General features: G+C 49.8%; 14 protein-coding genes. 3 read left to right on the top strand and 11 right to left on the bottom strand.

The window, feature by feature from the left end:
- Nucleotides 1–38: 38 nt before the first annotated feature.
- The 6 genes from R7V76_RS14250 to R7V76_RS14225 all read right to left on the bottom strand — a co-directional run bounded on the left by R7V76_RS14250 (nt 39) and on the right by R7V76_RS14225 (nt 4,464).
- On the bottom strand, nt 39–887 hold the full coding sequence (locus R7V76_RS14250) for a pirin family protein (RefSeq protein ID WP_318093392.1): 849 nt from the start codon (nt 885–887) through the stop codon (nt 39–41).
- A gap of 133 nt (nt 888–1,020) precedes the next feature.
- Nucleotides 1,021–1,452: a helix-turn-helix domain-containing protein gene (locus tag R7V76_RS14245; protein WP_012371518.1), complete on the bottom strand. Its 432-nt coding sequence runs from the start codon at nt 1,450–1,452 to the stop codon at nt 1,021–1,023.
- A 117-nt stretch (nt 1,453–1,569) separates the two neighbouring features.
- Entirely contained in the window at nt 1,570–3,102 is a 1,533-nt protein-coding gene (locus tag R7V76_RS14240) for an SdrD B-like domain-containing protein (RefSeq protein WP_318093389.1), read from the bottom strand.
- Between the two features lie 185 nt (nt 3,103–3,287).
- The gene (locus tag R7V76_RS14235) at nt 3,288–3,710 is read right to left on the bottom strand and encodes a hypothetical protein (RefSeq protein ID WP_318093387.1); all 423 of its coding nucleotides are present in this window, start codon (nt 3,708–3,710) and stop codon (nt 3,288–3,290) included.
- Between the two features lie 7 nt (nt 3,711–3,717).
- Nucleotides 3,718–4,140 carry a 3-hydroxyacyl-ACP dehydratase FabZ gene (fabZ, locus tag R7V76_RS14230; protein WP_012371522.1) on the bottom strand — a complete coding sequence of 141 codons (423 nt, stop codon included), beginning with the start codon at nt 4,138–4,140 and terminating at the stop codon, nt 3,718–3,720.
- Nucleotides 4,141–4,167: 27 nt separating this feature from the next.
- Nucleotides 4,168–4,464, bottom strand: coding sequence for a DNA-directed RNA polymerase subunit beta (locus R7V76_RS14225; RefSeq protein ID WP_318093444.1), 297 nt, complete (start codon nt 4,462–4,464; stop codon nt 4,168–4,170).
- A gap of 306 nt (nt 4,465–4,770) precedes the next feature.
- Between R7V76_RS14225 and R7V76_RS14220 the strand changes: the two genes are divergently transcribed.
- The gene (locus R7V76_RS14220) at nt 4,771–6,141 is read left to right on the top strand and encodes a copper amine oxidase (protein WP_318093384.1); all 1,371 of its coding nucleotides are present in this window, start codon (nt 4,771–4,773) and stop codon (nt 6,139–6,141) included.
- 86 nt (nt 6,142–6,227) lie between these two features.
- Complete coding sequence (locus R7V76_RS14215; RefSeq protein ID WP_318093382.1) at nt 6,228–7,160, top strand: class F sortase; 933 nt, start codon at nt 6,228–6,230, stop codon at nt 7,158–7,160.
- 49 nt (nt 7,161–7,209) lie between these two features.
- Here R7V76_RS14215 and R7V76_RS14210 read toward each other — a convergent pair whose 3' ends face one another.
- The 5 genes from R7V76_RS14210 to R7V76_RS14190 all read right to left on the bottom strand — a co-directional run bounded on the left by R7V76_RS14210 (nt 7,210) and on the right by R7V76_RS14190 (nt 11,380).
- Nucleotides 7,210–7,803 (bottom strand): hypothetical protein, encoded by a 594-nt coding sequence (locus tag R7V76_RS14210; protein WP_318093381.1) that lies wholly within the window; start codon nt 7,801–7,803, stop codon nt 7,210–7,212.
- Between the two features lie 8 nt (nt 7,804–7,811).
- Entirely contained in the window at nt 7,812–8,879 is a 1,068-nt protein-coding gene (locus R7V76_RS14205) for a YheC/YheD family protein (RefSeq protein ID WP_318093379.1), read from the bottom strand.
- Nucleotides 8,876–9,499, bottom strand: a complete 624-nt coding sequence (locus R7V76_RS14200; protein ID WP_318093377.1) for a class D sortase — start codon at nt 9,497–9,499, stop codon at nt 8,876–8,878. The genes R7V76_RS14205 and R7V76_RS14200 overlap by 4 nt, the downstream gene beginning before the upstream one ends.
- Nucleotides 9,496–11,142 carry a poly(glycerol-phosphate) alpha-glucosyltransferase gene (locus R7V76_RS14195; protein ID WP_318093375.1) on the bottom strand — a complete coding sequence of 549 codons (1,647 nt, stop codon included), beginning with the start codon at nt 11,140–11,142 and terminating at the stop codon, nt 9,496–9,498. The genes R7V76_RS14200 and R7V76_RS14195 overlap by 4 nt, the downstream gene beginning before the upstream one ends.
- 82 nt (nt 11,143–11,224) lie before the next feature.
- Nucleotides 11,225–11,380, bottom strand: coding sequence for an LPXTG cell wall anchor domain-containing protein (locus tag R7V76_RS14190; protein WP_318093445.1), 156 nt, complete (start codon nt 11,378–11,380; stop codon nt 11,225–11,227).
- Between R7V76_RS14190 and R7V76_RS16755 the strand changes: the two genes are divergently transcribed.
- Nucleotides 11,321–13,358, top strand: a 2,038-nt coding sequence (locus R7V76_RS16755; RefSeq protein ID WP_440137054.1) for a DUF2715 domain-containing protein, incomplete at its 3' end; no start/stop codon positions are given. The two genes, R7V76_RS14190 and R7V76_RS16755, sit on opposite strands and share 60 nt — an antisense overlap.

Genomic DNA, 13,358 nt, shown 5'->3' with positions numbered 1-13,358 from the left:
CAAGACCAGTCCGCTAGACGGAACTGGTTTTTTTATTGTTACAAGACAGCGGGTGGTCCGAATTTCCCGTCATGGTAATCCCGGTACGCCTGACGGATCTCATCTTCCGTATTCATGACGAACGGTCCGTAGGCAATCGTTTCTTCCCGGATCGGCTGACCGGAGTAAATCAGGACCTTCGTCCGGCTGACGGCAGTTAACGCAAGTGAACTATCACCTGCTGCCTGTTCGTCAAACGTCAACGTCGCAGCCATCGTCTTCGCAAGTCGGGTTTCGCTTGTCCCGACTTCCAGTTCGCCGGCCAGAACATATAAAAAGGCATTATGGTTCGCCGGGAAGACATGATGATACGTCGCCCCTGGTGCGAGCGATACCTCACTCATCGTAATCGGAACGAGACTGTCGAGTGGTCCTGTCACGCCGGCAATGTCACCGGAATAAACCCGGACGTTGCCCCCATCGAACGTCACGGTTGGCGCCTGTTCGAGCAAAACGTTTTGATACGATGTCGTTGTTTCTTTCAAACGTTTCGGCAGATTAAGCCATAGTTGCAACGTATGGATCAAGTCGTCATCAACCGCTTCTTCCGCATGACGTGCTGCCCAACCAGCGTTCATGTACTGGACGTCCCCAGCGTCTAAAATCGAATGTCCGCCATGATTATCGATATGTTCGAGCCGGCCGTCGATGACATAGGTGATGGTCTGAAAGCCACGGTGCGGATGATCGGAAAAGGTCCCGCGCTTAAACCAGTCTTCCGCCATCAGGATAAACGGATCAAACTCGTCTTTCCGGTCCGGTGGCAGTACCCAGCCCTGCTGCACATGAGGGTAGCCGTTTTGTTGATAGGTCACTTGCCAGTGATTCTTGACATCCCGTTTGAACATCTCTCCAACTCCTCTACTCATTATACCTTCATTGTCGCACAGCCATATCCGGAAGCTGCACTCGTTTGCTTGTCAGAGCCTTTCCATCCATAAAAAAAACGACTCCGGTTGACGGAATCGTTTTTTCCTTAACTTAAAGACGTGACGCCTTTTGTTCGAGAACGGCAATCTTCTCTTCGATTTCAAGCAGCTTCAGTTCGTGTTCGAGTTCGAGGCGACGTTTTTTACGTTTCAGTTGGCTCAGTTCTTCTGCGACCGATTCCGGTGATGCTTCCGGACGTGGCGGTGCTGACTGATCCATCGACTGACGGAGTGGGTCAAACAGATTCGACTTGGCAAACTTCGCCGCTTCCGGACCAAACAGGTCGTTGATGATTGGCAAAACCTTGTTCATCGCGTTGCCTGGAATCTGTGACTTCTCGTCGACCAGACGTTTAAGTGCGAGCTCGTCGACCAAATAGCCTTTACCATCCTGTTCTGCGTGCAGTTCTCCCGTACGGATCCAGCGGCGGACCGTCTCTTCTGATACACGTAACAATTCACTGATCTGTTTTGTCGTTAACATCGTGATCCCTCTTTCCGATTCATTTGATACCTTCACTATACACACGTGTGTGCGTGTGTGTCAACAGATACACACATCAAAAAACCCTCCGAACCGATATGGTCCAGAGGGGCATACTTATCCTGCGCGTCGTAATAATAACCAGAGTCCGACAACTGCCAGTCCTGCTCCTGTCGCTGCGTATGGGAACGGTTTCTCTTCCCCTGCTTGCGGGAGTCGTTCACCGGACATGCCGCTTGTCTCCGGATTGTCCGCTTTGACTTCCGTAACCGGAGCTTGAACCGGTTGCGTCGATGTCTTCGTCGGTTGCGGTGTTGGTTTCGGTTCAACGACCGGTTTCGCCTTCTTGATTTCAGCAAGCAGGAAATACCCCATCGTTTCGTCCGTCAAGGTGACCGAATCCGTTGTAGCTTTTCGTTTGAACAGTTTGAGGAATTCATCGTATCCCGGGAATTCCTCTTCGTCTTCATCCGCCATGCCGACAGCAAGGGCTTCTGCTCCTGCTTTCGTCAGTTCGAACGAATCCATCATCTCATCGAGCGAGACATGGTGAATCGCTTCGACTGTGTATCCGGCTGCGACTTCTGTCTTCACCGTATACGTACCTGGCGTCAACTCGATCGATAACGCATCGTCTTTGCCGACTTCTTCCGTATACACGTCTTTCCCTGTGATCGCATCCGTTATCGTATATGTCGCAGGAATCGTCTGCTCCGAGTAGCCCGGAATCTGATCGTTATTCGCATCGAGGAAGTTCGTTACGATCAACAGATTTGCCATTTCCATCTCTTCGTCATCAAGACCGTAGAGACCGGCATCCACCTGAACGATGTCGCCTGCTTTAAGTTTCACTTTTGCCAAGTCCTCTTCGTCAAGATCCGAATCGATTGTCGGATCCGTTCCTTCGTGTTGAGGAGACGTATAGTAGTACCCGATGTCCATGCCGTATACTTCCACGTAATACGTTCCCGGCTTAATGTCCTTAAACGTATACAGACCGTCTTTCGTATAAACTTCTTCAACGACATCATAGTTTTTATTTAAGAGGTACACCGGGACGTCACTGATGCGTGTTTCTTTTTCCTGGCGGATTCCATCTTCATTTTCGTCAAACCAGATGATTCCGTTGATGACTGCCGTCTTGGATTGAACCGGCTCTTCCTTGACCGGTTCTGTTTCCGGCGTTGGTTCTTCCTTGATCGGCTCTTCTTTAACCGATTCTTCTTTCACTGGTTCTTCTTTGATTGGTTCTTCTGTAGCCGGTTCTTCCGGTGTTGGTTTCTCTTCCGGTTCCGGTTCTGTCGTTACAGGTTCTTCCGGTGTCGGCTCCGCTTTGACTTCACGACCAAATTCAATCAAAATCGTCTTCGCTTGATCCGTTGATGTGACGTTTACAACAGGTGCCGTTTCTGCCGTAAAGGTGACAGTCGGATGTTCTGCGATATCAATCGCTTGTCCCGTCAATCCGTCTTCGAAGACCAGCTCTGTTTCGGATTCGAGATTGACCATTCCTTCACCCGTGAACGTCAACGTATAGGGATTCGTTCCCGTTCCTTTAACATCCCATGAGGAAATCGTTTCTGCCTGTACCGGTGTGATGATACCAAAGACAAGCAGACACGCTGCTATGTACATTCCAATTTTTCGCATTATGTTTGGTTTCGCTCCATTCTAAAATATGTGTTACCTAGATTTTAAACAATAAAGGGAAAATAAACCACAGGATTTCTAAAATTCCTTGAAGAAAAGGACAATTCATGTCCATTTTTTACGGAAACAAAAAAAGAACCATACGATAACCGGGGAACAACTGGTTATCGTATGGTTCCTTTAAATTAACGAACAACTTCAAGCGGAATTTCAATTCCACGTCCGGCGCCGGCATCGATGATCAAAACCGGCAAACGATTTTCATCAAAAACTTCTTTTTCAATCGTCGTATCTGACGTATATGTTCTGATTTCCCCCATTTTTTTCGCTGAAAACGAAACGAATGGGAACGGAATGGACTGATTCGCAACATCGAGTCGAATGTCGACCTGTTGGTCATCAAGCCGAATATCGTTTGCCGTCCGAATCGTCAGACGCATCCGATCGTTTTCCGTCGCTGAAATCTGAGCCGAGATATTTTCCGTTTGTCCGGCACGTGTGACAGGATCGATGATGACCGTTGGGGAAGCGGTCTCCACCTCATCAGCACGCTGACAACCGGGAATGACAAGCAGCGAGATTGCCAAGGGGATCAGCAAACGCTTCATCACGGATTCACTTGATTGCGAAAGTCAGTTCAGCAGTACAGGCGACTTCCCCATCGACTGTTGCTGTGGCACGCCCTTTACCAATCGGTCCACGCAGTTTCGTCAGTTCGACTTCCAATCGGAGCTGGTCACCGGGAACGACCTGACGTTTGAAACGACAATTCTCAATACCGGCAAAAAAGGCCAGTTTGCCTTGGTTCTGTTCCATCTTCAGAACAGCAAAGGCACCGACTTGCGCTAATGCCTCAACAATCAACACACCAGGCATGACGTTGTAATCCGGGAAATGGCCATTGAAGAACTCTTCATTTGCCGTGACATTTTTGATTCCGACAGCCCGTTTTCCTTCTTCGACTTCTAAAATCCGGTCGACGAGTAAAAACGGATAACGGTGTGGAATCACTTCCTTGATTTGTTCAATCGTATACATATAGCGCAGCTCCAATCACTGGTTAATTTAAGATTGTGTCCAAAAATCGGTGATACGGGTCCATGTGTCGAGCTTGAGGACATCCATCGCTTCGCCACCACCAAGTGTCGCATATCCAACCATGGCTCCGATCACTAACGCAAGGACAATAAGAAGAACAATGATCAATAGACGAACAAGGATGGGAACGCGGCGTGAAGAATACTGACGTAATTTTTTACGCTGCTTCGGTTCCTGCTCTTGTTGCTGTTCGTTCTTGATCTGTTGATTACGTTTCAGACGTTCACGGGTCGGTTGGTCCGTTCCGGCTTGATTTTGTACCATTTTGATCACCTTTCATTGGTTCAGTCTAAAGAACAGTATAGCATATTAGTACCTGGTATTAAATAGTTGCAGTTTAGCTACAAATCGGTTCTTTTTTTAAGTGTAACATGCACAAACGATGAACTTGTAAAAAAAGTTCTGTATTTCGTATATATAGAAGAAACAGGACAATCCGTTGTTTTTTTAAATTTTTTTTCGATTTTTCAATCCAAACAAAATCCGGGTGCGTATGCTGTTCAGAACGATACAGACAACAACTACCAAATACGAAGTAGATATCACCCAAATTTGAGAGGATGAGACAAGATGAAAAACACGAAAAAATTCGCAGCAACAGCAATGGCAGCAGCACTCGTATTACCAGGAACGGCAGCATTCGCTTCCGGTGGCGGAGACGACATGAAACATGAGGATAGCGCGAAGAACGTCACGGTTAAAACAAAAGCCGCTGACCTCCGTGCCACACTCGATCAGTTACTCTCTGAGCACTTCGTGCTTGCCGTCATGGACATGAAAAAACAGTATGACGGATCAAAAGATGCCGAGTATTACGAAGCAGCCCTTAAACAGAACGCACTCGACATGACACCGGCCATCGCTTCTGTCTACGGCGACGAAGGCGCAAAACAATTTGAAAAAATCTTCGTTGACCACAACAAATACACAACGGATCTCGTCAAAGCTGTAAAAGCGGACGACCAGGACGGCATCAACGCATCGAAAGCTGAAACAGAAGAGTTCGTCCAAGATCTCTCAAGCTTCCTCGATACAGCAACAGAAGGTAAATTGCCGAAGGCAGCAGCGGAAGAAGTCCTCCGTGCCCATGAAGCAGACGTCTACAAAACCTTCCAACAATATGCAGCCGGTGACTACGAAGGATCGTACAACACGTTCCGCGAAGGTTACAGCCGCATGTATGATATCTCAAAAGCCCTCTCAGTCGCGATCACAACACAGATGCCTGAGAAATTCGACAACACGAAAGCTGATACAAAAGCCGCTGACCTCCGGTCAACACTCAACAGCCTCGCAGCTGAGCACGTGGCACTGGCGAACCTCAGCATGACAGCTGGCGTCGATCAAGCGAAAGACTATGATGCAGCGAACTGGGCGGAAGACATGCACACAGCTGACTTCAAAGCGGCAATGAAATCGGTCTACGGCCAAGCGGGTGCAGATCAATTCGAGCAAGTCTGGACAAAAAACCACATCGAAGCGCAAGCAAACCTCGTCACAGCAGCCATCAACGACGACAAGAAATTGATGGGTGACGCACAAGACATGCTTAAAATGTTCTCAAATGACTTCGGTGCGTTCCTCGGAGCAGCAACGGAAGAAAACCTTCCGACAAAAGCAGCACAAGAAGCGGTCTCTGGTCATGAGACATACGTCCAAGATACGTTCATGCAGTATGTCGAAGGCGACTACAAAGGATCAGTTGACACATTCCGTGAGTCATACGCTTACATGTACGGCGTAGGAGCTAACCTCGGTGATGCAATCGTCAAACAATCACCTGAGAAGTTCATGGATGGTACACCAGGCTCAATGCCGAACACAGGTAACGGCGGCATGAGCGACAACAACACAGCTGCAACGACTGGTGCAATCGCACTCTTCGGTCTCGCACTTGGTGCAGCCGGAATCGTCCTCGCACGCAAACGTCAAAACGCATAAGATTTCGGGTATACTAAAAAGGATAGCGCCTCGGCACTATCCTTTTTCTGTGTAAGAGACTTTGTCTCGGAAAGGAGTGACGTGTCTTGAAAAAATGGTTATTACCGGTCAGCATCCTCTTGATGCTCGTTTCAATCGGTACGTTAATTTTTCTACTGATTGGAAATACGACCGAACCGGAAACGAATATTACGCAGGGCGATACACAAACGGACGCCGCGACATCTTCCGAGACAAAGGAAGACCCGCTTAAACCGTCAGCCATCTTTAAAAAAGAATTTAAGAATCTCTCAACCAATGAAGTCGAGCTCCCTAAAACGTTAGCCATCGGTAAGCTGGATGTCAAAACGAATGTCGAGCAGGTGGGTCTTGATAAAAAAGGCGCCATGGGAACGCCTAAAAACGAGCAACAGGTCGGGTGGTATAAACTCGGCCCCCGTCCGGGTGATGTCGGAAATGCCGTCATTGACGGGCACACCGATACAAAGACCGGTCCTGCCGTCTTTTATCAGCTGCATGAGCTAAAAAAAGGCGATAAAATCGAAATCAAGGATGAATCAGGACGCAACCTCGTTTTCCGTGTCAAAAAACTGGTTGAGTACGGTCACCTTGATGCACCACTCGAAAAAATCTTTGGTGCCTCTGATCGGCGCAACCTGAACTTGATCACCTGTATCGGGACGTACGATGAAAATGAAGGGACGTACGACAACCGTCTCGTAGTCTTTACCGAACTGGATCAAAAGGCATCCGATCCTGTGAAAACACCACCCAAACCAGCAACGAACGTCCGCGTGTCCGGCGGTTTCGTAAACTGGTACGCATCAACGGATGAAGAAGTCGTCACATATAACGTCTATCAAGAACAGGACGGAAAACGGAAAAAACTCGGTTCGACGGAATCAATCGAACGAAAAGCCTTCCCGTTACCAAAAGATCCGACCGGACGTTTCATCATCACGGCTGTCAACAAAGCCGGGATCGAATCGGAAGAAGCGTTCAGTGCCGTTCAAAAATAAGATGAATTAAAAAAATCCTGTGCCTCGATTGGCACGGGATTTTTGTCGTTCATTCATTTAAGGCAATCCGGAGTTGTTTTTCCCCGGACATCGTTTGATAAAACACGCTGAGCCTTCCCTCTGTCACCCTTACTTGAGACGATGGAATGAAGACGATCCCAATCCGTGACTCCCCTGGTTTATAGGAACCATTCAACGAATTGAATTGGTCCGCAATCGTAATGATTTTTCCTTTCGTCTCATATTCACCAATCTTCGGCATGATTTGAATCGTATCCGCTGACTGATTTGTGATTTTGACAGTGATGGCGAGTAAACGGTTCGGTTCACCCATGACTTGTAGCAGCTTTTCTTTTTGAACATTAATCAGCAGGAGCGGTGTTTGACGTGTCGTATCACGATGCGCGACGTCAAGCGTCTTCAACTTGAGTCCCGCCATCTCATAAGTCACCCCAACCCGGTCTTCCCGGTCAAATTGTTTTAATTGTCCTTCGTCCAACCGGAGGGTCGTCCGTGCTTTTTCCGAAACAGGGGATGGTTCTTCCTGCTCCCACCAACTAAAAAGAGGCACCATGAATTTAGCGACAATGACGATGACGAGAAGTGTGGTCATGACATAAAACAAAAACGTCTTCACAATCATCCTCTTTTCTAAGCCTCGATCTGCTCTTTCATCCACCCGGCTGTCAACCCATTCACAGCCGGTGACACCTGTTGACGCGCAAGATGGTCACAGTACTGAATCGCGAGATACTCAGCTTGGAATTCCACGTAACGTGTTCCCGGAAGACTGTTGACTTCGTAGATATAAACATTCCCATCTGCTCCGATTCCAACATCGATTCCGAGCGCATCCAATGGATAGGCATAAAACGACTCGAAGTAGACCGGAAAACGACGGGCAAATTCTACGATTTTCCGTGTGACGTCTTGATGTGTATCCGGGTAATTTTGTTCCATGAAAATATCCATGCGCGTCGTCGAAAATGCACCATGACTTAAGTGACTGACCGATTCTTGGTTATTGTTGCTGACAAAGGGAAAAAACTTCACGAGTTTCCATTTCCCGCCTGCTCCTTTCGCAACATGAACACGCATGCAATACGAATGCCCGTGAATCGTTTGCGAGGCGATAAATGGTTGCACGATTATTGGATTTCGCTTTGTTTCTTCTTCGATGCGTTCAATCAATTCTCCTTTTGTATAATTCATTTTCTCAAGCAAATGATGAAACTGAAAAGAATTGTCCCCGTCTGGCTCAATCGTATAAATCCGCTGTCCCTGCTTTCCGTTTGCCGGTTTAAAAATGACCTGTCCATACTGTTCAAGCAACGGGAACAGATCGTCTCCTTTTCGAATCCGATACATCGGAATCAAATTTTCCCGAAATCGGCCATCCTGTGCCAAACGTTTTAACACGACATTTTTGTTGCCGATCCGGTGGGTCGTAAATGGAATGTCCTGCGCGAGCCGGGTAAAGATTTCTTTCTGTTCTGTCGAGAGCGGCAAGTGGTTGTAGATGACATCCGGAAATTCATCGAAACTTGTCTGCCAACCGTCATCGAGGAAATGTTGCCCCCGAATCATCCGACTTTCAAAATCGATATCCTGCGGACGAAAGAAAAACGTATCGATTCCCATCGAAGCCGCAACGACACACGCAATCTTATCGCGAAACTGAGGTTTCTCATTCAGACGTAATATACCAATCCGTGTCATCCTAGCTCCTCCTTCACCGGTTCCAGATAGATCAAATACCGTTCCGTACTGTCTGTCACGTTATAAAACGGATAACACGTTGAAATGACCAACGATTCTTCACCGGTCGCTTCCAACACACGCGTATCCGTAAAATCAACGATTTCACTCGAACGCATGATGTAACGATACGATCCGTCCGCCAGATATAACTCTACTTCGTCTCCTGCTTTAAGCTGGCTGATCTTTGAGAAGGTCGTATCGTTATGACCGGCGATGAAAATCCGGTCGCCCTGCCCCGGAAAAGCGGTATCCGGATGATGACCGACTCCTTTTGCCAGTGTCACTTCATCCACCCCTTCAAGCAGCGGCAGTTCCATATCGAGTGTCTGAATCGTCAGGTATCCAAGCGTCTCGCCCTGCGTAAATACGATGTCCGGTTCCTTTTTCGATGTCTGATCCGATTTCGGCTTGTCCGACTCTTTCTTTGAAACAGTTGACCCCTCCGCTTGCACGACCACTTCTTTCGCTTTCTCCAGCTCAACCGATAACGTTTGCCGGACAATCATTTTTTGATAGCCGACGTATCCGAGTAAGACCAGTCCGAACAGCAATAAAATCGTCGAACCCTTTCGTATCATGGCATCCCGACCTCCTCACGATTTGAACGCAACACCTGACAATAGCCGGACAGATTATGCTCGACATCATCGATCCGGACCCGGAAAGAATGGTGCCGGATATAAAAGCTACCGAGAATCCGTTCAGGTCGTTTCATATACATGGCGACTTCCGGATAAAAGAAACCATTCAATTGATAATGCATCCGCCGTTCAATCGTCGCTTCCAGTTGTTTAGACGGAAAATCGTTTAACAACTCGCCCCGTCCTTGATCGTGCATCCGACCAATCATCTGACGTGCCGCGAGCATCAACTCGAGGAACGTCGGATATGTCGTTTCCCGGTCATGGATGAAGTTTAGTTTCGGTGCTACATTTTGCAGACCAAACATGTAGTACCGATCTTCCGGACGGTATTTCGTCAATTCATTGATACTGTAGCTTAACCAGTGGTCATGGTATTTCCAGTACTCCCTTTCGAGAAAATAATCGAAGGCACGAATGACCGATGTCAAAAAGCGTTCATCGCGGTCCTGCTCATAGAGGCGAAGCAGGGCAAACGCCGCTTCTCCTTCGTAATAAACGATTCTGAACGCTTCTTTTACAGTCAGTTCCGGATAAGCCAGAACATGCTGGAAATGCCCGTCTTCTTGTTGCAACTCCAGAATGACAGTCGCGAGCTGCCGGCATAATTCGAGGTCATCCTGCGTCTGAAAAGTCTTCATGTATTGTGTCAGTGCCAACAAGGCCGTCGCATTCGCTCCGAGCTTCACTTCATTGGACTCCCAGTCCACTACATACGCCCGGTCTTTTTTCGTGACAATCAATTCATTAATCAAATAGAATTTCGCCCGATCAATCGCTTGCCTTAAAACCTTGTCTGGCGTTATTTCATACGCTTCAATCATCGAATACAACGTACTCGCATGACGTAAGCTGTTGTAAAACGAAATCTTTTTATCGAAGCATGGAAAATAACCGTATATGAACCGGCCGTTCGTTTGAACTTGTTCGGCCAAATAATGACTGGCCTGTCGAACAACCGATGTAATTTCCGAATTTAATGAATGTTGGTTTGGATATTCGCGAATCTTTTCCGCCGGCAGAGACGTCCGTAATCTGACAGGAACTTCTTCCTCGAACAGACTTATCGTCTCAAAGACGATACAGCGCATTTGTGGATGAAACGTCATTTGTGGAACGGATCGTTTTTGCAATTCGACGTAACGCGTCATATTTTTTAAATTAATTCGTAATTCCGGGTGGTCGGGATCTTGTGTCAACATCGCATTCCCGTTTAGCTCTTCCTCTAAAAAAGCGCATTGCATTTTCATATCGAATGCAAGACCGTGTCGGAAATAGTTTTTACGTGTCTGCTCGACACGTTCGTTCAATTCTTCAAACGTACAGATTTGAAAGTTTTTCGCCAGATCAATTTTTATCCATTCATAACGATTTGGTCGTTCCAATAAGTGCATTTTGATTTTTTGAAAGATTGTCGACAATCGCTTGCCGCGAAACGTATGAACTTGTGCCCGCTCAAACGGGTTCCCTAAAGAAACAAAGACCGTTAAACGTTGATTCAAGTAATAAACAGAGGATTCCTGTTCCATCAGCTCTATCAATTTCTTCTCTAACGCTTCAATTCGCATAAGTTGATCCACTCGTCTCACTCCTATTAAAAAGATGAAATTGCAGCAGGAACGGTTTGCCCCTGCTACAATTCGATTCACTTTTTTAGTCGACTCAGTCTTGTGGACGACGTCGGAATAGCTTTGCAAACAATCCAGTTAATGTCGCCATCATGCCCAACAACGTAATCATGAACAAGTTTTCGGACGTATTCGGAAGACTCTTAGCCACTGGTTTCGGAAGCGGCTGACTGACCGGTTTCGAATACATCGGTGTTTTGGCTGGCGGAACGACACTAGTCGTCGGTGGTGTCGGTTTAGTCGTGATCGGAATCGGTACGACTACCGCATCCTTGTCATCATCTTTTGGATTCGTGACTGGATCCGGCTTACCATCGTTATTGTTGTCATTATCGTTATCGTTATCATTGTCATCATCTTTATCGGCGTCAGCATCCGCATCAGCGTCGGCATCAGCATCTGCATCCGCATCCGCATCGGCGTCCGCGTCAGCGTCAGCGTCGGCATCCGCGTCGGCATCCGCATCAGCATCAGCATCGGCGTCGGCATCAGCGTCCGCATCAGCATCGGCGTCGGCATCAGCGTCCGCATCAGCATCGGCGTCGGCATCAGCATCTGCATCAGCGTCAGCGTCGGCATCCGCATCAGCGTCGGCATCCGCATCAGCATCAGCATCGGCGTCAGCATCCGCATCAGCGTCAGCATCGGCATCCGCATCGGCGTCAGCATCCGCATCGGCGTCGGCATCCGCATCCGCATCAGCATCTGCATCGGCATCTGCATCGGCATCTGCATCCGCATCGGCGTCGGCATCCGCGTCGGCATCCGCATCAGCGTCCGCATCCGCATCCGCATCGGCATCGGCATCGGCATCCGCATCGGCATCCGCATCGGCATCGGCGTCGGCATCCGCATCAGCGTCCGCGTCGGCATCTGCATCTGCATCAGCATCGGCGTCAGCATCGGCATCCGCATCAGCATCCGCGTCAGCGTCAGCATCCGCGTCGGCGTCGGCGTCGGCGTCAGCATCGGCATCGGCGTCAGCATCAGCGTCAGCGTCAGCATCGGCATCCGCATCCGCATCCGCATCCGCATCGGCGTCAGCATCCGCATCCGCATCGGCATCCGCATCCGCATCAGCGTCCGCGTCGGCATCTGCATCGGCGTCAGCATCAGCGTCAGCGTCAGCATCGGCATCAGCATCCGCGTCAGCGTCAGCATCAGCATCAGCATCCGCGTCGGCGTCGGCGTCAGCATCGGCATCGGCGTCAGCATCCGCATCCGCATCAGCATCCGCATCAGCATCCGCATCCGCATCGGCGTCCGCATCCGCATCCGCATCCGCATCGGCGTCCGCATCCGCATCGGCATCCGCATCAGCATCAGCATCCGCATCAGCGTCAGCATCAGCGTCAGCGTCAGCATCAGCGTCAGCGTCAGCATCAGCGTCGGCATCCGCATCGGCATCCGCATCGGCATCGGCGTCCGCGTCGGCATCCGCATCGGCATCCGCATCCGCATCTGCATCAGCGTCGGCATCCGCATCAGCGTCGGCATCCGCATCGGCATCGGCATCCGCATCGGCATCCGCATCGGCATCCGCATCGGCGTCCGCATCCGCATCGGCATCGGCATCCGCATCGGCATCCGCATCGGCATCCGCATCGGCATCCGCATCGGCATCCGCATCGGCATCCGCATCCGCGTCGGCATCAGCATCGGCATCCGCATCCGCATCCGCATCGGCATCCGCATCGGCATCGGCGTCAGCATCCGCATCGGCATCGGCATCCGCATCCGCATCCGCATCGGCATCCGCATCGGCATCGGCGTCAGCATCAGCGTCAGCGTCAGCATCAGCGTCGGCATCCGCATCGGCATCGGCGTCCGCGTCGGCATCCGCATCGGCATCGGCGTCCGCATCGGCATCGGCATCGGCGTCCGCGTCGGCATCCGCATCGGCATCGGCGTCCGCGTCGGCATCCGCATCAGCGTCCGCGTCGGCATCCGCATCAGCGTCGGCATCCGCATCCGCATCCGCGTCGGCATCCGCATCCGCATCCGCATCGGCGTCCGCATCCGCATCCGCATCAGCATCCGCGTCAGCGTCAGCGTCAGCGTCAGCGTCAGCGTCAGCGTCAGCGTCAGCGTCAGCGTCAGCGTCAGCGTCAGCGTCAGCGTCAGCGTCAGCGTCAGCGTCAGCGTCAGCGTCAGCGTCAGCGTCAGCG

The sequence above is a fragment of the Exiguobacterium artemiae genome, from assembly GCF_033342815.1.
In the GTDB taxonomy this organism is placed as follows: Bacteria; Bacillota; Bacilli; order Exiguobacteriales; family Exiguobacteriaceae; genus Exiguobacterium_A; species Exiguobacterium_A artemiae_A.
The sequence above is the reverse complement of the archived record's forward strand: the minus strand, read 5'-3'. Positions and strand labels throughout refer to the sequence as shown.

What these genes read in the sequence shown, in the direction of transcription:
- R7V76_RS14190 (WP_318093445.1), bottom strand. Translation starts at nt 11,380, where the DNA reads ATGTATTCGAAACCGGTCAGTCAGCCGCTTCCGAAACCAGTGGCTAAG.
- R7V76_RS14205 (WP_318093379.1), bottom strand. Translation starts at nt 8,879, where the DNA reads ATGACACGGATTGGTATATTACGTCTGAATGAGAAACCTCAGTTTCGC.
- R7V76_RS14250 (WP_318093392.1), bottom strand. Translation starts at nt 887, where the DNA reads ATGTTCAAACGGGATGTCAAGAATCACTGGCAAGTGACCTATCAACAA.
- R7V76_RS14240 (WP_318093389.1), bottom strand. Translation starts at nt 3,102, where the DNA reads ATGCGAAAAATTGGAATGTACATAGCAGCGTGTCTGCTTGTCTTTGGT.
- R7V76_RS14220 (WP_318093384.1), top strand. Translation starts at nt 4,771, where the DNA reads ATGAAAAACACGAAAAAATTCGCAGCAACAGCAATGGCAGCAGCACTC.
- fabZ (WP_012371522.1), bottom strand. Translation starts at nt 4,140, where the DNA reads ATGTATACGATTGAACAAATCAAGGAAGTGATTCCACACCGTTATCCG.
- R7V76_RS14225 (WP_318093444.1), bottom strand. Translation starts at nt 4,464, where the DNA reads ATGGTACAAAATCAAGCCGGAACGGACCAACCGACCCGTGAACGTCTG.
- R7V76_RS14235 (WP_318093387.1), bottom strand. Translation starts at nt 3,710, where the DNA reads ATGAAGCGTTTGCTGATCCCCTTGGCAATCTCGCTGCTTGTCATTCCC.
- R7V76_RS14200 (WP_318093377.1), bottom strand. Translation starts at nt 9,499, where the DNA reads ATGATACGAAAGGGTTCGACGATTTTATTGCTGTTCGGACTGGTCTTA.
- R7V76_RS14245 (WP_012371518.1), bottom strand. Translation starts at nt 1,452, where the DNA reads ATGTTAACGACAAAACAGATCAGTGAATTGTTACGTGTATCAGAAGAG.
- R7V76_RS14210 (WP_318093381.1), bottom strand. Translation starts at nt 7,803, where the DNA reads ATGATTGTGAAGACGTTTTTGTTTTATGTCATGACCACACTTCTCGTC.